This window comes from Geodermatophilus obscurus DSM 43160 (assembly GCF_000025345.1).
GTDB classification, from domain to species: Bacteria; Actinomycetota; Actinomycetes; order Mycobacteriales; family Geodermatophilaceae; genus Geodermatophilus; species Geodermatophilus obscurus.
The window spans coordinates 2804779-2829479 of record NC_013757.1 but is presented as its reverse complement, the minus strand read 5'-3'; the positions used below and the strand labels follow the sequence as shown (position 1 = coordinate 2829479).

Annotated in this window: 24 protein-coding genes; 11 read left to right on the top strand and 13 right to left on the bottom strand. The window is 74.8% G+C overall.

The genetic code is table 11. The features are described from left to right. Positions 1-108: 108 nt before the first annotated feature. Positions 109-654, bottom strand: a complete 546-nt coding sequence (locus tag GOBS_RS13280) for a YbhB/YbcL family Raf kinase inhibitor-like protein (RefSeq protein ID WP_012948784.1) — start codon at positions 652-654, stop codon at positions 109-111. A gap of 182 nt (positions 655-836) precedes the next feature. Between GOBS_RS13280 and GOBS_RS13275 the strand changes: the two genes are divergently transcribed. After that, positions 837-1568 (top strand): beta-phosphoglucomutase family hydrolase, encoded by a 732-nt coding sequence (locus GOBS_RS13275; RefSeq protein WP_012948783.1) that lies wholly within the window; start codon positions 837-839, stop codon positions 1566-1568. Between the two features lie 73 nt (positions 1569-1641). After that, positions 1642-4005: a glycoside hydrolase family 65 protein gene (locus GOBS_RS13270; RefSeq protein WP_012948782.1), complete on the top strand. Its 2364-nt coding sequence runs from the start codon at positions 1642-1644 to the stop codon at positions 4003-4005. An 80-nt stretch (positions 4006-4085) separates the two neighbouring features. Here the strand turns inward: GOBS_RS13270 and GOBS_RS13265 are convergent, their stop codons facing one another. Both GOBS_RS13265 and GOBS_RS13260 read right to left on the bottom strand, forming a co-directional pair. Beyond that, positions 4086-4790 (bottom strand): M50 family metallopeptidase, encoded by a 705-nt coding sequence (locus tag GOBS_RS13265; protein ID WP_012948781.1) that lies wholly within the window; start codon positions 4788-4790, stop codon positions 4086-4088. Positions 4791-5131: 341 nt separating this feature from the next. Then, a complete protein-coding gene (locus GOBS_RS13260) occupies positions 5132-5476 on the bottom strand; it encodes a VOC family protein (protein WP_041242261.1) in 345 nt (114 codons plus the stop codon). A 228-nt stretch (positions 5477-5704) separates the two neighbouring features. Here GOBS_RS13260 and GOBS_RS28850 point away from each other — a divergent pair, with 228 nt between their 5' ends. From GOBS_RS28850 to GOBS_RS13245, 3 genes are all read left to right on the top strand, one after another. Next, positions 5705-5833, top strand: a complete 129-nt coding sequence (locus tag GOBS_RS28850) for a hypothetical protein (protein WP_012948779.1) — start codon at positions 5705-5707, stop codon at positions 5831-5833. After that, positions 5830-6204 (top strand): type II toxin-antitoxin system VapC family toxin, encoded by a 375-nt coding sequence (locus GOBS_RS13250; RefSeq protein WP_012948778.1) that lies wholly within the window; start codon positions 5830-5832, stop codon positions 6202-6204. Before GOBS_RS28850 ends, GOBS_RS13250 begins: the two co-directional genes overlap by 4 nt. 559 nt (positions 6205-6763) lie before the next feature. Then, positions 6764-7009, top strand: a complete 246-nt coding sequence (locus GOBS_RS13245; RefSeq protein ID WP_012948777.1) for a hypothetical protein — start codon at positions 6764-6766, stop codon at positions 7007-7009. 18 nt (positions 7010-7027) lie between these two features. On the opposite strand, the gene GOBS_RS13240 is transcribed toward GOBS_RS13245, so the two are convergent. Next, positions 7028-7450, bottom strand: a complete 423-nt coding sequence (locus GOBS_RS13240; protein WP_243697497.1) for a hypothetical protein — start codon at positions 7448-7450, stop codon at positions 7028-7030. A 153-nt stretch (positions 7451-7603) separates the two neighbouring features. Here GOBS_RS13240 and GOBS_RS13235 point away from each other — a divergent pair, with 153 nt between their 5' ends. From GOBS_RS13235 to GOBS_RS13220, 4 genes are all read left to right on the top strand, one after another. Further along, positions 7604-8380 carry a glycerophosphodiester phosphodiesterase family protein gene (locus GOBS_RS13235; RefSeq protein ID WP_012948775.1) on the top strand — a complete coding sequence of 259 codons (777 nt, stop codon included), beginning with the start codon at positions 7604-7606 and terminating at the stop codon, positions 8378-8380. 139 nt (positions 8381-8519) lie between these two features. Then, positions 8520-9872 (top strand): MFS transporter, encoded by a 1353-nt coding sequence (locus GOBS_RS13230; protein WP_012948774.1) that lies wholly within the window; start codon positions 8520-8522, stop codon positions 9870-9872. 97 nt (positions 9873-9969) lie between these two features. Beyond that, complete coding sequence (locus GOBS_RS13225; RefSeq protein WP_012948773.1) at positions 9970-10701, top strand: thymidine kinase; 732 nt, start codon at positions 9970-9972, stop codon at positions 10699-10701. A gap of 440 nt (positions 10702-11141) precedes the next feature. After that, the gene (locus GOBS_RS13220) at positions 11142-11486 is read left to right on the top strand and encodes an RNA polymerase-binding protein RbpA (protein WP_012948772.1); all 345 of its coding nucleotides are present in this window, start codon (positions 11142-11144) and stop codon (positions 11484-11486) included. Positions 11487-11603: 117 nt separating this feature from the next. On the opposite strand, the gene GOBS_RS25465 is transcribed toward GOBS_RS13220, so the two are convergent. From GOBS_RS25465 to GOBS_RS13200, 4 genes are all read right to left on the bottom strand, one after another. Continuing rightward, positions 11604-12125 (bottom strand): FxsA family protein, encoded by a 522-nt coding sequence (locus GOBS_RS25465; RefSeq protein WP_012948771.1) that lies wholly within the window; start codon positions 12123-12125, stop codon positions 11604-11606. 43 nt (positions 12126-12168) lie between these two features. Beyond that, positions 12169-12960, bottom strand: a complete 792-nt coding sequence (locus tag GOBS_RS13210; RefSeq protein ID WP_012948770.1) for a polyprenol monophosphomannose synthase — start codon at positions 12958-12960, stop codon at positions 12169-12171. Then, positions 12957-14567, bottom strand: coding sequence for an apolipoprotein N-acyltransferase (lnt, locus tag GOBS_RS13205; RefSeq protein ID WP_012948769.1), 1611 nt, complete (start codon positions 14565-14567; stop codon positions 12957-12959). The genes GOBS_RS13210 and lnt overlap by 4 nt, the downstream gene beginning before the upstream one ends. A gap of 305 nt (positions 14568-14872) precedes the next feature. Continuing rightward, entirely contained in the window at positions 14873-16414 is a 1542-nt protein-coding gene (locus GOBS_RS13200; protein ID WP_012948768.1) for an amidohydrolase, read from the bottom strand. A gap of 123 nt (positions 16415-16537) precedes the next feature. Here GOBS_RS13200 and GOBS_RS13195 point away from each other — a divergent pair, with 123 nt between their 5' ends. Next, positions 16538-17068, top strand: a complete 531-nt coding sequence (locus tag GOBS_RS13195; protein WP_012948767.1) for a GNAT family N-acetyltransferase — start codon at positions 16538-16540, stop codon at positions 17066-17068. A gap of 152 nt (positions 17069-17220) precedes the next feature. Here the strand turns inward: GOBS_RS13195 and GOBS_RS13190 are convergent, their stop codons facing one another. Both GOBS_RS13190 and GOBS_RS13185 read right to left on the bottom strand, forming a co-directional pair. After that, the gene (locus GOBS_RS13190) at positions 17221-18081 is read right to left on the bottom strand and encodes a lysophospholipid acyltransferase family protein (RefSeq protein ID WP_012948766.1); all 861 of its coding nucleotides are present in this window, start codon (positions 18079-18081) and stop codon (positions 17221-17223) included. 33 nt (positions 18082-18114) lie between these two features. Then, on the bottom strand, positions 18115-19317 hold the full coding sequence (locus tag GOBS_RS13185; protein ID WP_243697496.1) for a carboxylate-amine ligase: 1203 nt from the start codon (positions 19315-19317) through the stop codon (positions 18115-18117). Positions 19318-19429: 112 nt separating this feature from the next. Here GOBS_RS13185 and GOBS_RS13180 point away from each other — a divergent pair, with 112 nt between their 5' ends. After that, positions 19430-20290 carry a hypothetical protein gene (locus tag GOBS_RS13180; protein WP_012948764.1) on the top strand — a complete coding sequence of 287 codons (861 nt, stop codon included), beginning with the start codon at positions 19430-19432 and terminating at the stop codon, positions 20288-20290. 562 nt (positions 20291-20852) lie between these two features. On the opposite strand, the gene GOBS_RS13175 is transcribed toward GOBS_RS13180, so the two are convergent. Genes GOBS_RS13175 through GOBS_RS13165 form a run of 3 tightly spaced genes read right to left on the bottom strand, consistent with a single transcriptional unit; the run spans position 20853 to position 24668 of the window. Next, positions 20853-23009 (bottom strand): intein-containing Rv2578c family radical SAM protein, encoded by a 2157-nt coding sequence (locus GOBS_RS13175; RefSeq protein ID WP_208104290.1) that lies wholly within the window; start codon positions 23007-23009, stop codon positions 20853-20855. Between the two features lie 41 nt (positions 23010-23050). After that, on the bottom strand, positions 23051-23536 hold the full coding sequence (locus GOBS_RS13170) for an Lrp/AsnC family transcriptional regulator (RefSeq protein ID WP_012948762.1): 486 nt from the start codon (positions 23534-23536) through the stop codon (positions 23051-23053). Then, entirely contained in the window at positions 23511-24668 is a 1158-nt protein-coding gene (locus GOBS_RS13165) for a M24 family metallopeptidase (protein ID WP_243697495.1), read from the bottom strand. The genes GOBS_RS13170 and GOBS_RS13165 overlap by 26 nt, the downstream gene beginning before the upstream one ends. Positions 24669-24701 lie beyond the last annotated feature (33 nt).

Genomic DNA, 24701 nt, shown 5'->3' with positions numbered 1-24701 from the left:
GTCATGGTTCCCCTACCAGATGACAGCCAGCTGAACGTTCAAGCAGAGGTGGTGTGTCGTGCGCGCACCGCGTCCGGGACGTCGCGGTGCGGTACGAGACGGGGCCGTTCAGTCCTGCTCGTAGGTCCCCACGAGCACCGCGCGGGCGAGGGTGTGGCTGAACAGGTTGAAACCCAGGAACGCGGGGGAGGCGTCCGGGGTCACGTCGAGCCGGTCGACGTCGACGGCGTGCACCGTGACGTAGTAGCGGTGCGGACCGTGGCCGGCCGGGGGTGCGGCACCGACGTAACCGGGGAAGCCGGCGTCGTTGCGCAGCTGGACGGCGCCCTCGGGCAGCCCGGACCCCTGCTGGTCGCCGGCCCCGCCGGGCAGCTCGGTGACCGAGACCGGGATGTTGGCCACCGCCCAGTGCCAGAAGCCGCTGTGGGTGGGGGCGTCGGGGTCGTAGACGGTGACCGCGAAGCTCCTGGTGCCCTCCGGGAAGCCCGCCCAGGACAGCTGCGGTGAGCGGTCCTCGCCGCCGGCGCCCATGACCCCGCTCACCTGCGGCGAGGACAGCGGCTCGCCGTCGGTCACGTCGGTGCTGGTCACCTCGAAGCCCGGGACCTGCGGCAGGAAGTCGTAGGGGCTGGGGGGCGTCGGGCGCTCGGCCATGGGCGCTGCTCTCCTCGCATCTCGCGGCTGGGTGGGGACAGGCGTCCCCGCGCCGACCCTAGGAGGACCCCGTCCTCCCCGCCCTTCGCAGGCTCAGGGCGGGGCGCGGGACGGGGCCACCCCGCTGTGAACAGCGGGTTTCCGGCCCGGCGGCGGCGCGCGGACGCCGGTAGCGTCGTGTCGTGCTCGGTCTCCCCGGCTCGATACGTGCCTGCCTGTTCGACCTGGACGGCGTCCTCACCCGGACGGCAACCGTCCACATGGCCGCCTGGAAGCGCACGTTCGACGAGTTCCTGCGCCGCAGCGACCCCGCGGCCGGGGAGTTCACGCAGCAGGACTACAACCGCTACGTCGACGGCAAGCCGCGTCTCGACGGGGTGCGCGACTTCCTGGCCAGCCGCGGCATCGTGCTGCCCGAGGGGACGCCGGACGACCCGCCGGACGCCACCACGGTGCACGGGGTGGGCCTGCGCAAGAACCAGCTGGTGCACGCCGAGCTCGCCGAGCACGGCGTGGAGGTGTACCCGGGCTCGATCCGCTACCTGCGGGCGGCCAGGGAGGCGGGGCTGGCGACGGCGGTGGTCACCGCCTCGCGCAACGGTGGCCAGGTGATCGGGGCCGGCGGCTTCGCCGACCTGATCGACACCCGGGTGGACGGCGAGGTGGCGGCGGCGCAGGGGCTGCGCGGCAAGCCCGCCCCCGACACCTTCCTGGCCGGCGCCCGGGCCCTGGGGGTGCAGCCGGCGGAGGCCGTCGTCTTCGAGGACGCGCTGGCCGGGGTGGCCGCGGGCCGGGCGGGCGCGTTCGGCTACGTCGTCGGCGTCGACCGGGTCGGGCAGGCCGAGGCCCTGGCGGCGTCCGGCGCGGACGTGGTCGTCCAGGACCTGGCCGAGCTGCTGGAGGGGTCCAGGTGACCGGGCCGGCGAGGCCACCCCTGGTCGGGGCACGGCCCGTCGCGGGGCCGGCGGGCGCCGGCGAGGGGTCACCGTGACGGAGGGGCGGCCGCACTTCCCGATCGAGCCGTGGGCGCTGACCGAGACGGGCCTGGACCACGCGTCCCTCGCCGTCCACGAGTCGGTGTTCGCGCTGTCCAACGGGCACATCGGCATGCGGGGGTCGTTCGAGGAGGGTGAGCCGGTCGTCGTCCCGGGCACCTACCTCAACGGCTTCTTCGAGGAGCGGCCGCTGCCCTACGCGGAGGCCGGGTACGGCTTCCCCGAGCAGGGGCAGACCGTGGTCAACGTGACCGACGGCAAGCTGATCCGGCTGCTGGTCGGCGACACCCCGCTGGACCTGGACTACGGCGAGATCGTCGAGCACCGGCGCACGCTGGACCTGCGCCGCGGCCTGCTGCGCCGCAGCACCGAGTGGCGCTCGCCGAACGGGCGGGTGGTGACCGTGACGAGCACCCGGATGGTGTCGCTGCGGCGCCGCTCGATCGCCGCCATCGAGTACACCGTGGAGTGCACCGACGGGCAGGGGGACCTCTACATCGCCCTGCAGTCGGACCTGCTGGCCAACGAGCCGGTGGACAGCGGCTCGGAGGCCGACGACCCGCGCGCGGCCGCGGCGCTGGCCCGCCCGCTGGTCAACGAGATGGCCGTGGCCCGCGGTCAGCGGGCGGTGCTGGTGCACCGCACCAAGCGCAGCCGGCTGCGGATGGCCGCTGGGATGGACCACGTGGTCGAGGTGCCCGACACCTCCACGGCCGACATCGAGGCCGGGGAGGACCTGGCCCGTTTCGCCCTCGCCGCCCGACTGCCGCAGGGCTCGTCGGTCAAGCTGGTCAAGTTCCTCTCCTACGGCTGGTCCTCGCGGCGGTCGGCGGCGGCGCTGCGCGACCAGGTGGAGGGAGCGCTGGCCACCGCCAAGCTCGCCGGCTTCGAGCGGCTGCTGCGCGAGCAGCGCGAGGTGCTCGACGAGCACTGGCAGCACGCCGACGTCGAGATCGAGGGGGACGACGAGCTGCAGCAGGCGGTGCGGGTCGGCGTCTTCCACCTGCTGCAGGCCGGGCTGCGGGCCGAGCGCCAGCCCATCCCGGCCAAGGGCCTGACCGGTCCCGGCTACGACGGGCACACCTTCTGGGACACCGAGACCTACGTGCTCCCCGTGCTCACCTACATCGCCCCGGCGGCGGCCCGCGACGCGCTGCGCTGGCGGCACTCCACCCTCGACCTGGCCCGGGACCGGGCCCGGGAGCTCGGGCTGGAGGGCGCGACCTTCCCGTGGCGCACGATCCGCGGGGAGGAGACCTCGGGCTACTGGCCGGCGGGGACGGCGGCCTTCCACATCAACGCCGACATCGCCGATGCCGTCGTCCGGTACCACAACGCCACCGCCGACGAGGAGTTCGACCGCGACCACGGCGCCGAGCTGCTGATCGAGACCGCCCGGCTGTGGGCCTCGCTGGGGCACTTCGACGACGAGCACGGCTTCCGCATCGACGGCGTCACCGGCCCCGACGAGTACACCGCCGTCGTGGACAACAACGTCTACACGAACCTCATGGCGCAGCGGAACCTGCGCGAGGCGATCGCGGCGGTGGAGCGCCAGCCCGACGTCGCCGGCCGGCTCGGCGTCACCGAGGACGAGACCACCCGCTGGGACCGCGCGGCCGCGCTGATGGCGGTGCCCTACGACACCCGGCGCGGCGTGCACATGCAGTCCGACGCCTTCACCCACCACGAGGAGTGGGACTTCGAGGCCACCCCGCCGGACTGCTACCCGCTCCTCCTGCACTACCCCTACTTCGACATCTACCGCAAGCAGGTGATCAAGCAGGCGGACCTGGTGATGGCGCTGCACCTGCGCGGGGACGCCTTCACCCCCGAGGAGAAGGCCGCCGACTTCGCCTACTACGAGGCGCGGACGGTGCGCGACTCCTCGCTGTCGGCCACCCAGCAGGGCGTGGTGGCCGCCGAGACCGGTCACCTGGCGCTGGCCTACGACTACTGGGGCGAGGCCACCCTGACCGACCTGCAGAACCTGCACGGCAACTCCGGGCACGGCCTGCACATCGCCTCGCTGGCCGGCGGCTGGACGGTGGCCGTCGCCGGGTTCGGCGGGATGCGCGACCACGACGGGCGGCTGGAGTTCGCCCCCCGGCTGCCCGAGCGGATCACCCGGCTGCGGTTCCGGCTGAACTACCAGGGCCGGCTGCTCGTGGTGACCGTGACGCCGACCGAGGCCACCTACCGGCTCCTCGACGGCGACCCCCTCGACGTGCACCACCACGGGCGCCGGCTGACCGTCACCGAGGACGAGGTCAGCGCCGACATCCCTCCCGCACCGGAGGTCGCGCCGGTCCACCAGCCGCACGGCGTGGCCCCGCGGCGGCGCGGCCGGCGCTGAGGAAGTAGAAGGGCCACCCTTCCCCCCACGCCTCGCGGGCTCGGCGCGGGCCCCTGAAGGGTGGCCGTTGCAGCACGGCGCTAGACGAGCAGCCACCAGCCGCCGAGGAGCAGCGCGCCGACGTCGACGAGCAGGAAGAGCCCGACCCACAGCACCGCGGGCAGACGGGTGAGGCCGGCCAGCTGGTCGGCGTCGGAGTCCGGGGCGGCACGGCGGCGGCGGGCCCGCTGCAGCTCGAGGACCGTCTTCGGCGCGGCCAGCAGCAGGAACCAGGTACCGGCGGCCGCGAACGCGGCCTGACCGGCCGGCGGCAGCCACCCGGTCACGGCCAGGACGACGGCGCCGGTGGCAAGCACCGCCCACAGTCCGTACCAGTTGCGGATCTGCACGAGCAGCAGCGCCAGCAGGCCCAGCAGCGCCCACAGCAGCCCGACGGCGTGGCCGGCGGCCAGCAGGGCCGCCGCGCCCAGCCCGAACAGCGCCGGGCCGGTGTAGCCCGCCGCGCAGGTGAGCACCATCCCGAGCCCGGTCGGCCGCCCCGCCGACACGGTCAGCCCCGAGGTGTCCGAGTGCAGCCGGATGCCGGCCAGTCGACGGCCCGCGGCCAGGGCCACCAGCCCGTGCGCGCCCTCGTGGGCGATGGTCACGACGGTGCGGGCCGGCCGCCACAGGGCGGGGGAGAGGACGACGACAGCGGCCGCCAGCAGCGCGCCCACCAGGACCGTCATCGGCAGCTGGGGGAGCGGAGTGGTCACGCGGGCCCAGAGCTCCTCGACGACGTCCACGGCGCGGAGTCAACAGCACGCAGCTGTGAACCCCTCTCGGCCGACACGGTCACGGGGAGCGGAGTGGTCGCCGATGTGGACGGGGTGGCAGCGGCGTCAGCCGGGCGCCGTCCGCTTTCAGCAGTACGTCCGTTATCCCCAACTTAAACGAGATCACCGGAAGGGAAACGCAACGCTGAAAACCAACTGACCGGCCCAACAGCTGTCAGCAACAACCTGACGGCCCATCGCGGTGCGTCAGGGTCGTGGGCGGCGGGATGGCAGCCGTGGTGCCCACGCACGACCGACGGGGGAGAGGGCCGCTAGCGCTCGGAGATGAGGACGAGGAGCCGTGGTGGACCTCAGGCGGACGTCGTCGTCAGGTTGACGGCGTTGCCGTCCGGGTCCGTCACGTGGGCGACGCGCTGACCCCAGGGCATGTCGTTGGCAGGAGCCGGCGCGTGACCGCCGAGCGACGCGACCCGAGACAGCGCGGCGTCGACGTCGGGCACCTCGACACTCAGCAGGACGCGCCCGGCCGGAGCTCCCTCGACGCTGTCGTCGGCGACGATGCCCAGCTCGGAGTCGCCGACCCGAAGGCCGAGGTAGAACGTCGGCCCGTCGTCGGGCGTGCGGCTGGTCTCCGTGGCCCCGGCGACGCCGGCGTAGAAGCGCGCCAGCCGCTCTAGGTCGTGCGTGATGATCATCGGGGTGACGTTGCTCGGCACGGAGTTCCTCTCGATGGGGACGGTGACGGGTGGACCCTCTGGCACCGGCGAACTCATCGGTCGCCGCTCCGCGACGCGTCGGGGTGGGGGGTGTCGCGCCCGGGTCGGCGAGCGGAGCGGATCGGCCGCAGCGGCGTCACGTGATGAAAGGGAGGTGACCGGCCGACCGTCTCGATCGCTCCAGCCGGCAAGCCGCTCGCCCGGCTGGTGCCGGCCGGCGCGCGGACCCAGCCGCGGACGCCCGGGGCGTGGCGGGGACGGGTCGCGATCGCTGACGACTTCGACGAGACGCCCGAGGACCTGATCGCCGCCTTCCACGGCGACACCGGCCCGTGACGCTCCTGCTGGACACCCACGTGCTGCTGTGGTGGTTGGCTGAGGATGACCGGCTGACGCCGACGATGCGCGAGGCCATCGCCGACCCCGCGACGCCGGTCGTGGTGTCGGCAGCGTCGGCACGGGAGATAGCGATCGAGGCTGAGCTGGGCAAGCTGACGATCCCCGGGGACCTCGCCGGGGAACTCGGACGCCAGGGTCTCGACGAGCTACCGGTCACCGTGGAGGGCGGCGTCGCAGCCGGCGCGCTGCCGCGACACCACGCCGACCCGTTCGACCGCATGCTCATCGCACAGGCCGCGCGCCGACGGTTCGTCCTCGTCACGGCGGACCGCCGCTTCACCGACTACGACGTGCTGACCCTGTCGTGACCAGGTCCGCAGAGGAGGGCTCCGCCCGACTAGTTGACATAATGTGCATTATCGGCGTGACATCCGGGGGGCCGAGAGGAGCTGATCGCGCCGCCGGACCCGGTGCCCAGGCCGACGGCCCCGGCAGGGTCGACACCGCATCCGGCCACCCCGCGGACGACGGCGCGCACACGGCGTCACGAAGGACTCGCCGCGCTGACGGATACGTCGACACTGAGGGTGCTGCGCTGTCAGCGTCGACGTGCGAGCTCCGGATCCTGGCCACGTCCGCATGTGTCGTCCGGCACGCCGGCTCGTCGTCCGATGCCCCTGCCCATGACCCTGGTCGGTCGATCGTCGCCCGGGTGTCGACCCGCTGGGCCACCGGCGCGGTCGGCCGGGTCTCGGCGGGCCGATCGCCTCCCACCCCGGCCCCCGGCCCCGTGGCCCCCGGTGGCTCCGTCGTGCCCACCACTTCCCCGGCCCGTCCACCCATCCGCCATTATGTCACTGTGACGTAATGACGGATGGGTGGTTGCCTCGACGGGCGCACTGCACGGGTGCTGCCTAGGGTCGAGACATGCAACTCCGACGCCCGATCGCCGCACTCGTGACCGCCCTGGCCCTCTTCGGAGGCGGCGCGACGATGACCGCCTGTCAGGCGTCCGGGCAGGACGCGAACGACGGGACCACCGACGAGAACGTGCCGCCGAACGTCGAGACCGACGACGAGTCCGACCCGTCGCAGGACAACGTGCCCGACCTGTCCGACCCGCAGGACGGCGTCGAGCAGGGCAACGGCAACGACGACTCCGACGACGGCTGACGCCTGCAGCCGGTGCGGTCAGCCGGCGGCGCGCTCGGAGACCCAGAGCTTGTCGAGCCGGCCGGTCGACCGCACCAGGTCCTGCAGGGAGCGCTCGAGCTCGGCCTTGGTGTGCCGCTCGCCGAGGAGCGTCTCGACGTCCTCGATGGCGCAGCGCAGCTGGTACAGCCGGTCCTGCAGACCGTCGAGCTCCGCGCGGGTGACCAGCACGACGTCGCCGGACAGGCCGGCCTTCGCCGTCGCCGAGCGTTGCTCGTAGGCCCGCTGCCGGCAGGCCTGCCCGCAGTACTGGCGCGGCCGGCCGACCGACCCCTGCTGGGGCAGCACACGCCGGCACCAGCCGCAGCGACGCTCGGTGCCACTCCCCCTGCGGGGGCTGGGCAGCCCGGTCTCGGTGGTTGCCTCCTCGGGGATCATCCGGATGGTGTCTCGCTTCGCCACGCTGCGCACCGTAGACGCCGGTACCGACAGAACCGCAGAACACGCCGGACCCACCCCGCCGACCGGCCTCCACGGGCAGGACGGACCGGTCCGCTGCGACAGGTCGGACGATCCCCCGACCAGCGCCTGGACCAGCGGCGTTAGCGTGTCGGCGTGGCCCCGGTCCGTTACAGGTTCCTCGACGGGCCGACGCCCATCGCGATGGCCCACCGGGGCGGGGCGATCGAGCACCTGGAGAACACCAGGCCGGCCTTCGAGGCCTGCGTGGCCATGGGGTACCGCTACCTGGAGACCGACGTCCGGGTGAGCGCCGACGGCGTGCCGATCGTCTTCCACGACCCGACCCTCGACCGCGTCACCGACCGCACCGGCCGGGTCGACCGGCTGCCGTGGTCGGAGCTGGCCGCCGCCCGCATCGGCGGACGCGAGCCCATCCTCCGGCTCGAGGACCTGCTCGGCGCCTGGCCCGACGTCCGCTTCAACCTCGACATCAAGGCGCCCGGTGTGGTGGGTCCCCTGGCCCGGACCGTCCGGCGGCTGGGGGTCGAGGACCGCATCTGTCTGGGTTCCTTCTCCGACGCCCGGGTCGCCGCGGCCCGCCGCGTGTTCGGGCCGGGAGTGTGCACCTCGCTCGGCCCGCGCGGCGTCGCTGCGCTGCGGCTGTCCTCCTACTCCCCTCGGGCCGCCGGCCTGGTGCGCATCCCGGCCGGCTGCGCGCAGGTGCCCCTCCAGCTGGGCGGCCGGGCGCTGGTCGACGAGCGCTTCATCGCCGCGGCGCACGCCCGGGGGCTGCAGGTGCACGTCTGGACGGTGGACACGGAGGAGGAGGCGACGGCCGTGCTCGACCTCGGGGTGGACGGCGTCATGACCGACCGGCCGACGATGCTCCGCGACCTCCTCGAGCGACGCGGCCAGTGGTTCCCGCGGTGACCGCCGCGGCCGACCGCCCGGGCCCCGTCGGTCCGCCGCGACCGGCGGCAGCGGCCTCCCCCGCGGGCGTGCCCCGGCGACATCCCGGCACGACCAGCGCCTGCTGGACGGCCCCCACCCCGGCTGACACCCTGCGGCCGTGACGACCGCCGCCACCACCGGGCCGACCAGTCCCCCCGCCGACGTCGCGCTGCGGCGCGAGCGCTTCGGCTGGTACTCCTACGACTGGGCGATGTCGGTGTTCAACACCAGCATCACCACGGTCTTCCTCGGGCCGTACCTCACGTCGGTCGCCGAGGAGGCGGCCGGGCCCGACGGCCGGCTGGGCTTCCTCGGGCTGTCGATCCCGCCGGGCAGCTGGTTCTCCTACGTGCTGTCGGCGTCGGTGCTTCTGCAGGTCCTCGTGCTGCCGCTGACCGGCGCCGTGGCCGACCGGAGGGGCCGCAAGCGGGAGATGCTCGCCGGCTTCGCGGCGCTCGGGGCCCTCGCCACCACGGCGCTGTACTTCGTCGCCGACGGCCGCTACCTGCTCGGCGCGCTGCTGTTCATCCTGGCCAACATCAGCTTCGGCGCGGCCACCGTCGTCTACTACTCGTGGCTGCCCGACCTGGCCGGCCCCGACGAGCGCGACGCCGTCTCCAGCCGCGGCTGGGCATTCGGCTACGTCGGCGGGGCGCTGCTGCTCGCCGTCCACCTGGGCCTGGTGCTCGGGGCGCCGTCCCTGGGGCTGACCACCGGCGAGGCGGTGCGGATCTGCCTGGCCACGGCGGGCCTGTGGTGGGGCGCGTTCACCGTCTTCAGCGTCTCCCGGCTGCGCAACCGGCCGGTGCGGGAGGCGGCCGGCCGGCCGCGCAGCGGTTTCCGCCAGCTGGCGACGACGATGCGCGAGATGCGGGCCTTCCCGCTGACGCTGTGGTTCCTCGGCGCGTACCTGCTATTCAACGACGGCGTGCAGACCGTCATCTCCCTGTCGGCCACCTACGCCACCGAGGAACTGGGCCTGGAGCAGTCGGTGCTGACCGGCGCCATCCTGATGGTCCAGGTGGTGGCGATCGCCGGCGCGCTGGGCCTGGGGCGGCTGGCCGGCCGGTACGGCGCCAGGCGGGTCGTCCTGGGCGCGCTGGTGGCGTGGATCGGCGTGCTGGTCGCCGCGTTCTCCCTGCGGGCCGGCGCGGTCGGGCAGTTCTACGCCCTGGCCGCCGTCATCGGGCTGGTGCAGGGCGGCACCCAGGCGCTGTCCCGGTCGCTGTTCAGCCAGCTCATCCCGGCCGGCAAGGAGGCCGAGTACTACGGCTTCTACGAGATCAGCGACCGCGGCACCAGCTGGTTGGGTCCGCTGGCGTTCGGACTGACCTACCAGCTGACCGGCTCCTACCGGCTGGCCATCGTCAGCCTCGTCGTCTTCTTCGTGGCCGGCTTCGTCGCGCTGGCCACGCTGCCCATCCGCCGCGCGGTCGTCGCGGCGGGCAACACCCCACCGGAGCGTCTGTGACCGAGCCGGCGAGGTCACGGATGAGCAGAGCACCGGGTGGCACAGGCCCGACGAGCTGGGGGTACCTCCCGCTTGCGGGGGACGGCGAGGAGGTCCTGTGACACCCCGCGCCCCTGCCGACGGCGCCACCCTGCTGTCCGTCGTCCCGGCCGCCGGTGACCGCCGCCGCCACCCCGCGCCAGCGCACCTGCGCTTCTTCCACGGGCCGATGGACTGCGGGAAGTCCACCCTGGCCCTGCAGGTCGACCACAACCACAGCCGGCAGGGACGACGGGGCCTGCTGCTGACCCAGGGCGACCGCTCGGCCCGGCCGCAGATCAGCTCCCGGGTCGGGCTGTGCCGCGAGGCGCTCGAGGTGGACGCCGGCACCGACCTGCGGCTGCTGGTGCGCGACCACTGGGCCGCCGGGCACCGGGTGGACTACCTGATCGTCGACGAGGCGCAGTTCCTCACCGCGGGTCAGGTCGACCAGCTCGCCGAGCTGGTCGACGAGTCGCACGTCGACGTCTACGCCTTCGGGCTGACCACCGACTTCCGTGCCCGGCTGTTCCCGGGCACCCAGCGGTTGCTCGAGGTCGCCGACGACGTCCAGCGCATCCAGGTCGAGGTGCTGTGCTGGTGCGGCCTGCCGGGACTGCTCAACGCCCGGGTGGTGGACGGGGAGATGGTCCGCGAGGGCGAGACCGTCGTGGTCGCCGACACCGCGCCGACGCCGGCACCCGACGAGCGGGACACCGAGGTCCACTACCAGGTGCTCTGCCGCCGCCACCACGTGCTGGGGCAGCTGGGACCGACGGCGGCCGGGCCCGGACAGCTCGCGCTGCGCTGAGGCGGGGGGCCCGATGACGCGCCGATGCTCTCGCCGGGGGCCGGCTCGCCCACTCGTGGAGCACCCCGGCGGGCCGCCGACCGTCGTCTCGCTCGACTGGGACCACGGCTACGGGTCCGTCCTGCAGGACTGCTCGCCGGGCACCAGGGGTGCTCCTGCACGGACGTCGACTCGACCAGCAGCGCCGCCGGTGACGCACCCCGGGCCGCGGGCGCAGCGGGCGCCGGCACGGTCGTCAGGGTGACCGAGGAGCCCGAGCTCCCTCGTCAGGGGGGTGGCCGAGCGTCGCAATACCACCCCATGCGATGATTCGGGACCGATTCCGCGGAATCTCTCCGCGAACTCTGTCGTTGGTCCTCTTGATCCCGCCGTCCACGGGGTACTGCCCTGCGCGACGGCGAGTCCGGACCGACACCACCAGCACGAGAGGACGGTGTGCCATGGGCGAGCGTTCCCTGCGGGGCAGCCGACTGGGTAGCGTGAGCTACGAGACCGAGCGGAACACCGCCCCGATCGAGCGGCAGTACGCGGAGTACCGGTGCCCGTCGGGTCACCTGTTCACCGTGCCCTTCGCGGACGACGCAGAGCTCCCCGACACCTGGGAGTGCAAGTTCGACGGGGCGGCCGCCAAGCTGGTCGGTGGCACCGAGCCCGCACCCAAGAAGGTCAAGCCCCCGCGCACGCACTGGGACATGCTGCTCGAGCGCCGTTCGGTGGAGGACCTCGAGGAGGTCCTGGCCGAGCGCCTCGAGGTGCTCCGCGGCCGGCGGACCCGCGCCAGCTGAACACCTGCACGACCGCGAACGGCCCCGGTGGGACTCCCCACCGGGGCCGTTCGCCGTCCGGGGGCAGCCGCCTCCGGCTGTGCCGATCGCGGGGTCCTCGCCGCGAGGAGCCCGTGATCAACCCGGGGCGCCGGGTGAGCGCTCCTCCCGCACGACCTCGCCCTCGATGATCAGCGGACGCCCGAACCCGGACGCGTGCGCACCCGTGCCGAACGGACCGCCGAGCGGCTCCTCCGTTCGGGCACTGCGCACCCGCACCGGCCCGCGCAGCCCGGCCGGCAGCCGGGAGGCCACGGCCCGGCCCAGCAGCCCGCGCACGAGGAAGCGTGTCGGCGGCAGCAGGCACAGCAGCCCGACGACGTCGCCCAGGAAGCCGGGCAGCACCATCAGCACGCCGCCGACGGCGATCAGCCCGGCGTCCCCCACCGCCCGCCCGGACGGCCGCCGCTGGCGCGCCCGCTCCCGCAGCTCGCCGAGCGCCCGGGCGCCCTGGCGGGCCAGCAGGGCCCAGCCCAGGGCGGTGGTCGCCAGGGTGGCCAGCAGCGTCCAGCCGACGCCGATCCAGCCGGCCACCAGCACGAAGACGACGACCTCGGCCAGCGCCCACAGGCCGGCCAGCACGCGCACGCGGTGTCCCACGGCTCTCCCTCACGCCCGCACGCGCCGGCGGTCCCGGGTCCGCCTACCGGACCCCGGTCGACCGCCCGCGGTCGCGGGCTCGTCCCGGCACGGGGCGGCGGACCCGGCCCGGCAGCCGATCGGCCAGCCGGTCCTGCAGGCCCCACCAGGTGACCCGTACCAACGCCTCTTCAACGATCGAGCGGCTCATCTTGCTCCGGCCGAAGGTGCGCTCGGTGAAGGTGATCGGCACCTCGACCACGCGGGCACCCGCCCGGACCGCCCGCCACACCCAGTCGACCTGGAAGCAGTACCCCTGGCTGGCGACGTCGTCGAAGGGCAGCCGGTCGACGAGCTCGCCGTGCACCGCGCGGAAGCCGCCGGTGGCGTCGGTCAGGGGCAGCCGCAGCGACCAGCGGGTCCACAGGTTGCCGGCCCGCGAGAGCAGCAGGCGGTGCAGCGGCCAGTCCTCCACCCGGCCGCCGGGCACGTACCGGGAGCCGAGCGCGAGGTCGGCGTCGTCCAGCGCGGCCAGCAGGGCGGGCAGCTGCTCGGGGTGGTGCGAGCCGTCGGCGTCCATCTCGACCAGGACGTCGTAGCCGCGCGCCCGCCCCCACCGGAAGCCGGCGACGTAGGCCGGGCCCAGACCGGCCTTGGTGGTCCGCCGCAGCACGTGCACCCGCGGGTCCAGGGCGGCCAGCTTCTCCGCCAGCTCACCGGTGCCGTCGGGCGAGCCGTCGTCCACCACGAGGGCGTGCGCCTCCGGGACGCTGGCGTGCAGCCGCTCGAGGATGGGCTCGATGTTCTCCACCTCGTCGTAGGTGGGGACGACGACCAGCACCCGCCGCCCGCTCACCCCGCCCCTCCGCGGCGGCGCAGCCCGGGCACGGCCACGGCGAGCAGCGCGCCGGCACCCAGAGCGCTGAGCAGCCACTCCGGCCCGGCGCCCAGCCGCTCGGCGAGGGTGCGGGAGTCCCGCTGCGCGATCTCCTCGACGAAGACGGCGGACTCGAACAGCCCGGAGGCGGCGGCCAGGGAGCCGTCGGGTGCGATGACCGCGGAGATGCCGCTGGTGGAGGCGAGCGCGACCGAGCGCCCGAACTCCACCGCCCGCACCCGTGCCGCGGCGACCTGCTGCTCGCTCTCGGCGCTGTAGCCGAAGGTGGCGTTGTTGGTCTGGACGACGACCATCCCGGCGCCGGCGCTGACGGCGTCGTGCACCAGGCCGTCGTAGACCACCTCGAAGCAGATGACGTCGGCGATCCGCGCCCCGCCTACGTTCAGCAGGCCGACCTCGTCGCCGGCGGTGAAGTCGCGGCGCACCAGGTCGACCTTGTCGCTGAACAGCCGGAAGAAGTCGCGGAACGGGATGTACTCGGCGAACGGGACCGGGTGGCGCTTGACGTAGGTGTCGCCCGGCCCGGTCCCCGGGGCCCAGACGATCGCGGTGTTGCTGATGAACTCACCCGGGCCGCTGACGACGGCGCCCACCAGGACCGGCGCGTCGATCGCGTCCGCCGCGCGGCTGATCTCGCGGGCGGCGTCGGCGTTGCGGTACGGGTCGATGTCGGAGCTGTTCTCGGGCCAGACGACGAGGTCCGGCTGCGGCTGCTCCCCCGCCGCGACGGCCTCGGCCAGGCCGATCGTCTGGCCCACGTGGTTGTCGAGCACCGCCCGCCGGCGTTCGTTGAACTCCAGGCCCGGTTGCGGGACGTCGCCCTGGACCACCGCCACCGTCCGGGTCGGGCCGCCGGCGGTGAGCGAGGAGCCCGGCAGCGGCAACCAGGCCAGGCCCCCGAGCGCCGGGACGGCCACGGCCCCCAGCGCGGCGAGCGCCGCGGTCCGCCGTCCTCCCCGGACCAGCCGGAGCACGGCGGCGGCCAACAGCGTGCCGGTGAGGGCGACGGCGAAGCCGACCAGCGGCACCCCGCCGTAGGCGGCGAACGCGAGGAACGGGCCCTCGGTCTGGCTCAGGCCCAGCCGGCCCCAGGGGAAACCACCGAACGGGAACCTGCCGCGCAGCGCCTCCTGGCCCACCCAGAGCGCCGCCGCCCACAGCGGCCACAGCGGCAGCCGGGACGTGGCGGCGCTCGCCGCGCCCAGCAGGGCGACGTACGCGGCCTGCGCGCCGGCGAGGGCCAGCCACGGCAGCGCGCCGACGAAGATGCCGCTCCACGACAGCAGCGGCACGAAGAAGGCGAGCCCGCAGACCAGCCCCAGCCAGGCCCCCGAGCGGGCGCGCTGCCCGGAGACGGCGAGAGCCAGGGCGGCCGGGCCGAGCGGTGCCAGCCAGGGCAGCGAGGAGCCGGGGAAGGCCAGCAGCAGGAGCACCCCGGCGACCGCGGCCAGCAGCGTGCGCCACGCCGCCTGCCCACCCGGCCGCCACCGGGACCCGGCCGCGGGCGCCGCGGCCGAGGACCGGGCAGGCCGCTCGAGGGTGCCGGTCGGGATCGCTGACGGCACCCGCGCCTCCCGTGCACCCGTGCGGCCGGCGTCCCCGGTCGCTGCCTTCCCTCGTGACCACCGGCGTCCTCGCCGGCGGTCCGCGACCCAGCATCCCATCCCAGGACGGACCGGCGGTCGCCCACGCCGGGTGTCACCCGTCCGTGCCGGGCCGCCGGCCGGGCGGTGCCCGTCCGCGTGGCCGGGGAGGCTGCGCGACTGGCCGGAGAGGAGCAGGTACCGGTGCTCCGGGGTGGAATTCCAGGCACTGTAAGAGGGGCGGCGCCGCGGTCCGCGGCCGCGGCGGGCCGTGACTCGTGCGTTCCCTAGGCCGCGGGGCCTGCCACCGGAGCGCCGTCGACCAGCAGGAGGCGGCAGGCGGGCCGGCCCCGTCCGGCGAGGACCGCGGACAGCGTCTCCGTCGTCGCCCACAGCGCCAGGTCGCCCGGCCCGCCGACGGCCAGCGGCCCCTGCGGGTGCTCGGCACGCGCGGCGTGCCACCCGCCGTGCGTGGCGGCGTCGAAGGCGTCGTAGGGGCGCAGCCCCGACGCCGGCGTCCGGTGGTCGACCGCCGCGTGCACCCCGCCCCACGGGTCCATCGGGGTGACCGGGGCGTCGCTGCCCAGGGCGAGCGGGACGCCGGCGTCGACCAGGTCGGCGAACGGGTTGGTGTCCAGCGCCCGGTCGACCCCCAGCCGCTCGGCGTACATGCCGGCGTCCCCGCCCCAGGCGGCGTCGAAGGCCGGTTGCACGCTGGCCACCATCCCCCACCCGGCCAACCGGTCGACCGCCGCCGCACCCACCATCTCGACGTGCTCCAGGCGGTGCCGGCAGGCCCGCACCGCGGCCAGGCCCAGCTCCTCGACCACGGTGCCGACCGCGGTGAGCACCTGCTCCACAGCGGCGTCCCCGATGACGTGGAAGCCGGCTTGCACGCCGGCGCGGGTGCAGGCCCGCACGTGCTCGACCAGCGACGCCGTGTCGAAGCGCAGCTGCCCGGCGGTCTCGGGTCGGTCACTGTAAGGACGGCTCAGCGCGGCGGTGTGCGAGCCGAGGGCACCGTCGCAGAACAGGTCACCCCCGGCGCCGGCCAGGCCCAGGTCGCGCACCACGTCCAGCCCGCCGCGGTCGGCGAGTTCACCCCAGTAGCCGAGCACCCGCGGCCCAGGCTCCGCGGCGGCGATCGCCAGCAGGCCGGCCAGGTCGTCGGACCCGGACACCTCGGGCCCGGCCATCTCGTGCAGGCTGCCGATGCCCAGGGCGGCGGCAGCGGCGCGGGTGGCCCGCTGCGCCGCGCCGCGCTGGACGGCGTCCACGGCGCCGTAGGCCGCCCGCCGGGCGGCGTGGTGGGCGTCCAGGCGCAGCTGCCCGCCGGCATCGAAGCCGGGCAGCGCGGCGATGCCGGGCACCCGCTCCAGCAGCGCGGTCGACACGGTGGCGGAGTGGACGTCGACCCGCGCCAGGTACGCCGGCCGGTCGCCTACGACGGCGTCCACGTCGTGCCGGGTCAGCCCACGCCCCTCCGGCCAGCCGGTCTCGTCCCACCCGGTGCCGAGCAGGACGCCCTCCGGCGTCGCCCCGGCGTGGGTCCGCAGCGCCGCGACGGCATCCCCGAGGCTCACGCTGGAGTGGAGGTCGAGACCGGTCGTCGCCAGACCGGTCGCTGTGGCGTGCACGTGCGCGTCGACGAAGGCCGGGGTGAGCAGCGCACCCTCCCCCGCGACCAGCCGCGCAGCGACGGGCGCGTCCACGGCGTCCCCGAGCCACGCGATCCGGCCGCCCTCCACCAGCACCGCCCGGCCGGCGCGGTCACCCACCGTCACGTCGGTGACCAGCAGGCTGGCGCCACCACCGTCCCGTTCCGTCACGTCCGCCGTCCCCTCCGTCGTGCACCGTCCGCGCCCCGGAAGGACACCACGGCACCCGACCGCTCCCGGTCGGGGGTCCGCGCCCGGTGGCCGGGGACGGCGTCCAGCGGTAGGCAGGACGGCGTGACGGCCGACGGCGGCGAGCTGCGCACCGCCCGGTTGCGGCTACGCCGCTGGACGACGTGCCGCGACGACCTGGCGCGCCTGGTGGACCTCTACGGCCGCGCCGAGGTCACCCGCTGGCTGGGTGGGACGCCGTCGGTGACCCCGGTCGAGCTGGTCGCGCGCTGGCGCACGGTGGCCGAGGCCGACGGCCGGTTCGGCGTCTGGGCGCTCGAGCTCGCCGACACCGGGACCGTGGCCGGCACGGTGCTCCTCAAGCCCCTGCCCGACGGCGTGGGCGAGGTCGAGGTCGGCTGGCACCTGCACCCGGACAGCTGGGGCCGCGGGTACGCCACCGAGGCGGCGCGGGCGGTGATCACCCGGGGGTTCGAGGCGGGCCTGCCGGAGGTCTACGCCGTCGTCCGGCCCGGCAACACCGCCTCGGTGGCGGTCTGCACCCGCCTGGGGATGACGCCGCTGGGCCGGATGCGCCGCTGGTACGACGTGGAGCTCGACGCCTTCCGGCTCATGGCCCCGGTCGTCGTCGACTGAGAGCTTCGGGAGCATCGCAGCGAGCGAGGCGCGGAAGTCGACCCAGGAACTCGCCGACTGGCGGAGGGCCACCCTTCCCCCCACGCCTCGCCCGCTTGACGTGGGAGCCGGGGAGGGCCGGCGGCGAGCCCCTGGACGGGGCAGGCCGCGGCTCAGCGGGACCGGCGGCGGCGCAGCAGCCGGCGAACCGTGGCGACGGGGCCGGCCTTGCCCCTCGTGCCGCGCACGTCCGAGTGGTCCAGCCGCACGGCCTCCTCCGGCGTCGGCGCGGTGCCGCCCAGGTGCGCCGGCTGCCACCACAGGTCCTCGGGGTCGGCCGGCGACTGGGGGTAGGTGCGCTGCGCCTCGTCGAGCAGCTCCTCCATGGCGGTGCGGATGCGCTGCAGCAGCCGGCGGGGGTCCTCGCCCGGCTCGGGGCGGATGGGGTCGCCGAGGACGACGGTGACCGCGACACCGCGCCGGATCTCGATCGGGTGGTGCTTGGTGAACAGCCGCTGGCCGCCCCACACCGCCGCGGGGATGACCGGGACGCCGGCGTCGAGCGCCATCCGCGCGGCGCCGGCCTTGAGCTCCTTCACGCGGAAGCTGCTGCTGATCGTCGCCTCGGGGAAGACGCCGACGACCTCGCCGTCCTTGAGCGCGCGGACGGCGAGGTCGAACGCGGCCGCCCCGGCCTTCCGGTCGACCGGGAGGTGGTGCATCGCCCGCATGAACGGCCCGGAGAAGCGGTGCTGGAACACCGAGGCCTTGGCCATGAACCGCACCAGCCGGTGCTGCGGCAGCGCCGCCAGGCCGAGGAAGGTGAAGTCGAGGTAGCTGACGTGGTTGCTGCAGACCACCGCGCCGCCGGTCGTCGGCACGTGCTCGGCACCGCGGACGTCGAAGCGGAAGCGGAACAGCCGGAACACCACCAGCGCCAGCCGGATGACGAACCGGTACGGACGGTCGCGGGGATCCGGGCGCGGGCCGAAGAGGTCCCGGCGGACGACGTCGCCCCAGCTGGCGGTGTACATGGCGGGACGATAACCGCCGTCCCCGGGCGCCGCTCAGGTGTGCGTGGCCTCGACCGCCGCGCGCACCACCGCGGTCAGGTCACCGGTCGCCGCGAACACCCGGCGCTGCAGGTCCGCCCCGGTGCCGCGGTCGAGGACCGCGGCGACGCCGGCGGCGACCCGCTGCTCGTCCCCGGCGGCGGCCAGCGCGGGCCGCACGTGCGCCAGCAGCGCCGTGACGACCGCACCGGCCGGCGCGGGGCGCCCGGTGGCGGGGTGCACGAGGTCCCCCGTCAGACCCGAGCGGCTGGCCCGCCAGGCGGCCATCCGCACCACCTCGCTGCGGACGGCGGGTGCCGGTACCCCCGCCCGCCACTGCCCGGCCGCGGTCTCCACCAGCCCACGGACCAGCCCGGCCAGCGTGACGGCGTCCTCGGCGCGCAGCGCGACGTCGGCCACCCGGACCTCGACGGTGGGCCAGCGCTCGGACAGGCGGGCGTCGAAGTAGACCATCCCGGTGTCGACGATCGTCTCCGTCGCGAGCAGTTCCCCGACCAGCCGGTGGTAGGCGGCAGCGTCGGCGAACAGCTCGTTCGGCCCGGACGACGGCCAGCGGTTCCACGCCTGGGCGCGGTAGCTGGCGTGCCCGCTGTCCCGACCCAGCCAGAACGGCGAGTTGGCGGTCAGCGCGGTCAGCACCGGCAGCCACACGCGGATGCGGTTGAGGACGGCGACGCCCTCCTCGTCGTCCTCCACGGCGACGTGCACGTGGCACCCGCAGGTCAGCTGCTCGGCCGCGGTGAGCCTGAAGGTCTCGGCCATCTCGGTGTAGCGCTCGCCCGGTGTGGACTGGGGCTCGACCCGCACCGGAGAGCTGGCCAGCGCGGCCACCCGGGCACCGACGTCACGGGCCGCGGCGTCCGCCCGCCCACGCCAGTGCCGCAGGTCGGCGGCCACGTCGTCCAGGCCCGTGCAGACGCGGGTGCCGAACTCCAGCTGCTGGGTCTTTAGCTCGGGCACCAGCCGGCCGACCGGGTCCCCGCCGCCCGCCTCGTCGTCCCCTCGCTCGGCCCGGTCGTGCTCTTCCACCGTCTCCCCCTCGCCGCGACGGGCCGCCACCTCGAGGGCGGCCGGCCCCAGCGGCACCGGCCGCCCGGAGGAGTCGACGACCAGCAGTTCCTCCTCGACACCCACCGTGCGCACGGCGACCAGCATCGCCACCGCCCCGGGCTGCCGCGCGCCGATCCGGTGCGACACCGGCCATGGGCGTTGTCGTTGCTGCTTCGGCGCCGGAGGCGCCGTCCGGGATCTGTTGGCAGGGCAACCGGTAAGGTTTGGTTTTTGTTGGGTATAACGGCAGAATGGCGTCATGACGGACCACTGGGAACCGCCGCTGCCGGCGATGCCGGCTCCCCCTCCTGAACGGGCCTGGCGGCGCCTGCCCGTCCCGCCGGGCTACGAGGCCCAGTGGCGCAGGCTGGTCGACGCCGCGCTCGAGGTCGGCATGGGGCCGGACTCCCTCGTCGAGGAGGGCATGGACCCCATCGCCGCGGCCCGCGGCTGGAAGCCGGCCACCGTCGCGCTCTACAGCAAGGTGGCCCGCTACGGCGGCATCGCGCTGCCGGTGGTGCGCACACCGGAGCCCGATCCGCAGACGCTGGAGCTGCGGCCACTGTCCCAGATCAGGACCGAGGACCCCGAGCACCTGCGCACCGTGGCGTGGTGCGCGCTCGCCCTGGGCTGGCCCGGAACGGTCGGCCAGTTCCGGTCGCTGCGGCGCGACCAGGTGCACCCGACGGCACGCCGGGTCGTCGTCCGCACCGACGACGGCGAGTGGTCGGTGCCCGGCGCGCTCACCGCGTGGCACGCCTGGGAGTCCTGCCGGGGCCACTTCCCGGCGCTGGCCGACAGCCCGTGGGTGCTGCCGGCACTGCGTCGCGGTCCCGGCCGGAACTCGGCGGTCGGGGCGCAACTGTCCACCCAGGCGCTGCAAGTGACCTTCGCCAAGCACGCCGTGCGGACGGCCCAGCACCTGCGCATGACCGCGCCACCGTCACGGCAGGACTGGGCCGAGGCGCTGGCGGTGCAGTACCTGACCCTCTCCTACGACTCCTACCGTCGGCTGGCGCTCGCCGGGGGCGCCGAGCCGGTCGCGCCGCGCGGTGCCGTGCGCGCCAAGCGCAGCGCCGCCCGCGCCGCTCGTGAGGCCGCGGAGGGTTCCCGCTCCTGACGCGTTCCCGGGCGGCCCGAGGACGCGGCCCCTCCCCCCGGTCACCGGTCTCGTCTTCCCGAGAGTTATGTGGTCAGCGTTGGGGTAACGGATGTACGAAGTGCTGAACCAGCGCCCGCAGTCGGGAGGCCCCAGGAGAGCAGCGCGAGCTGCCCTGTCGGCCGGCTCGCCGCCGCATGAGCTCCCGGCCCCATCGGCCACGAGGCCTGCACCGGTGGCCGCTCAGCGGCCGGCCGCGCCACGACCCACCACCGCGACGACGGGAGCGGGCGGCCGGGACGACGCCGGTGTCCGCCCTATGGGCGGCGGACATCCCATGCTTGTCCGATCACCCCGATGTCCACTCCTGGACGTCCGCCCGGCACCGCGCGGGCGGCCAGCGGTGCCGGGCGAGCCGCACCGCCCGCCGGGCGGCACGAGAGGTCGGGGGCCACGCCCGCGCCTCGTGGGCCCGTCCCCCGGGATGCGGTTGCTCCTCCTACCTGTCGTTCAGCCCGCAAGTTGGGGATAACGGTAGACGACCACGGAGCCTGGTAGTCGGCGCACGTCGAGGAGTTCGGCGTCAGAGCAGCGTGAGCTGCTCGCCCGCCGGGGCCGAAGCGTGGCGTGCCGGAGCCGGCCGGGCGCTCGGCCGGGTCGCCGGCAGGCTGCCGGCCGGGAACCGGCTGTCCCCGTCCCCGGGGATGCCGGCCGGCGCGTCCACACCCCGGGCCGCTCCCCCGGCCTGCCGGTCCAGTCCGTAGCGCGCCAGCAGCGGGGCGACCCGCCCGGCCAGCCAGCTGCGGTACTCCGGTGCCACCGCCGCGCCGCGGCGGTAGAGCTGCTGGTAGCGCGGCACCAGCTGTGGGTGCTCGCGGGCCAGCCAGGCGGAGAACCACTCACGAGCGCCGGGGCGCAGGTGCAGCGGGACGACGGTGACGCCGTCGGCACCCGCCTCCGCGATCGCCCGCAGCGCGGCGTCCAGGTCGGCCAGCCGGTCGGTGAGGCCGGGCAGCACCGGGGCCAGGAACACACCGCAGGACAGCCCGGCGTCGGCGATCGCCCGCACCAGCTCCAGGCGGGCGCGCGGGCTGGGCACCCCGGGTTCGAGCGAGGCGTGCAGGGCGTCGTCCCAGATGGCCATGGAAACGCCCAGTCCGATCGGCACGTCGCCGGCGGCGGCCGCCAGCACCGGCAGGTCCCGCCGCAGCAGCGTGCCCTTCGTCAGGATCGAGAACGGCGTGCCGGAGCCGGCCAGCACCGAGATCACCCCGGGCATCAGCCGGTAGCGCCCCTCGGCCCGCTGGTAGGGGTCGGTGTTGGTGCCCAGCGCCACGTGCTCGCGCGTCCACGAGGGCCGGGCCAGCTCCTGGCGCAGGACGTCGACGAGGTTGGTCTTCACGACGACCTGGCTGTCGAAGTCCCGGCCGGTGTCCAGCTCCAGCCATTGGTGTGTCGCGCGAGCGAAGCAGTTGTGGCTGACCACGCCGTTGGCGAGGAAGTCCCCGGTGCCAGTGGTGATGTCGTACATCGGCATCTCGAGGCGGAGGTCCTCCACCTCGACGACTCGCAGGTCGGCGTCGCTCTTCACTGCTGTCCCGTCGAGTGAGCACGTGCGCCGGATCGCCGGGTCGACGAGGTGGATGAACCTGATGTGTTCACCGAGCCCGCCGCGGACCCGTACGCAGGCGAGCCCGTTCGCCCGCTTGCGATCCTCGAGCACCGCGTCGAACCCGAACCACTCCAACGCCTCGCGGGTGTGGCTCAAGATCTCCGGATCGGTGTTCGTGACGCGCAGGACGTGCTGGCTGCGGCTGCCTCCGGCATCGAACACCCCTGCCAGGAACCCACGCTGCCATGCAGCCGTGGGGGCGCTGGGCCACTCCTCGAGCTCCGAGATGCGGGCCACCCCCGCGGCGGTGGAGGTCCGGATGGCCGACATGGCCCGTCGCTCCACCGACGCGGGCGAGAAGCTGGAGCGGTCCGTGCGCACGCCCTCCGCGGCGAGGTAGGCCTGTGCGCGGTCCAGTGCCTCCACGTCGGCCAGCGCCAGACGAAACCGGTGGACGCCGCCGTGCCTGCGGCCGGCTCGCTCGTACCGGTACATCTTCAGGTGTCCGTCTCCGCGGATCATCCCGGCGAGGTAGCCCCGGCGGTAGTCCGCGCAGACGTCCAGTGCTGCTGCCGACCGACCGAAACCGAGCAGCTCGTCGTCGGTCGTCAGGTACGGGCGACGGTCGCGACCGGCCATCGCGCCGGTGACGTGCTTCCAGCCCCTGCCCGTCAGGAACCGGTGGTCGCCGCTGGCGACGAGCTCCGTGCCGTCGGCCAGACGCACGCGGTACGCCCGCTTGACCGTCGACCAGTGCGCCAGCACCTCGGTGGTGACGTAGTGGCGGTACGTCCGGCGCTTCTGAGTGCCGACGATCCGGTCCCCCACCCGGAGATCGGCGATCGCCTTCTGCCGGCCGTCGGCCATCAGCACACGGGTGTCTCCCCGCAGGCAGTACACACACGCATGGGAGCAGCCCCGATAGGGGTTGATCGTCCAGCGGAACGGCATGGGCGAGTCGCCGGGGACCTCGTTGAGCGCGCTCTTGCTGCGCACCTCGTGGAAGGTCAACCCGGGGAACTCCGGCACCTGCACGCTGCGCAGCAGGCCGCGCATCGACGGCATGCCCGGCAGCGTCGCCGGTTCCTCGGCGTCCAGCCGCTGGGCGTCCCACCGCATGGCGGCCATCCGAACACACGTTCGATCAGGTGTCCAGCGGGCGGGTCGGGCTACAGCGGCGGGCGGTCCTCGTAGAAGGTGGAGAGCACCACCGTCGTCCGGGTGGTGACCTTGGCGGTCTGCCGGATCGTGCGCAGCAGCGCCTCGAGCGCGTCGGGGGACGACGTCCGCACCTTGAGGAGGTAGCTCTCCACCCCCGCCACCGAGTGGCAGGCCTCGATCTCGGGCAGGTGCGCCAGCAGGGACGGCGCCTCGTCGGGCGATGCGGCGTCGGTCGGCGTGATCGCGACGAACGCGGTGAGCCCCAGGCCGAGCAGCGCGGCGTCGAGCTTGGCGTGGTACCCGGTGATCAGCCCGCGCTGCTCGAGCCTGCGCACGCGCTGGTGCACCGCCGACACCGACAGGCCCACCTTCTCGGCGAGCTCGGTGTAGCTGGCGCGGCCGTCACGGGCCAGCGCGGCCAGCAGCGCCCGGTCGACGTCGCCGGAGGTGAGCGGTCCTCCGCCGTGATCAGCCGGGGAGGACGACGAGCTCACGCGGGCCCTCGTTGAGCACGGTGACGCCGTCGTCGGTGCAGACGACGACGTCCTCGATGCGGGCGCCGCAGCGGCCCGGCAGGTAGATGCCCGGCTCGACGGAGAACGCCATGCCCGGCTCCAGCGGCAGGTCGTTGCCCGCGACGATGTAGGGCGCCTCGTGGATGTCCAGGCCGATCCCGTGCCCGGTGCGGTGGATGAAGTACTCGCCCCACCCGGCCGCCGTGATGACGTCCCGGGCGGCGGCGTCCACCTGCTCGGCGGTCACCCCGGGCCGCACCGCGGCGGTCGAGACGCGCTGCGCCTCCTGCAGGACGGCGTACCACTCGGCGACCTCGGCGCCGGGCGCGCGGCCGACCGCATAGGTGCGGGTGCAGTCCGACCGGTAGCCGGTGGCGGTCTCGCCGCCGATGTCGACGACGACGACGTCGCCGTCCTCCACCACCCGGTCGGAGAGCTCGTGGTGCGGGCTGGCGCCGTTGGGCCCGGACCCCACGATGGTGAAGTCCACCGACACGTGCCCCTCGGCGAGGATCGCCGCGGCGATGTCGGCGCCCACCTCGGCCTCGGTGCGGCCGACCCGCAGCCACTCCCCCATCCGGGCGTGCACCCGGTCGATGGCCGCACCGGCGGCGGCGAGCTCGGCGACCTCGGCCGGTGTCTTCACCATCCGCAGCCGGTCGACCACCGGGCTCGCCAGCTCCAGGGCCGCCCCGGGCAGCGCGCCGGCGACGCCGAGCGCGTGCAGCGCCCAGGTGCGGTCGCCGACCGCGACCCGCGCCGGCGCGGCGCCCAGCCGGCCGGTCGCCGCCTGCGCCAGCAGCGCGAACGGGTCGTCGGTCTCGTCCCAGGCCAGCACCTCCAGGCCGAGGCCGCCGGCCGGGCTGGCGCCGACCATCGGCGCCTCCAGCCGGGGGACGACGAGGAACGGCTCCCCCTGCCGCGGCACCGCCAGCGCGGTGAGCCGCTCCATCGCGTGGGCGTCGTAGCCGCACAGGTAGCGCAGGTCCGAGCCCGGCGTGACGACGAGCAGGTCGACGCCGGTCGCCGCGGCCAGGTCCCGCGCGGCGTGCACGCGGTCGAGGGTCACCAGCGGTGCAGATGCGGTCCCAGCGGCGGTCGGAGAGGGCACGACTCGCAGCCTAACCAGCGGATACGCCCGTCA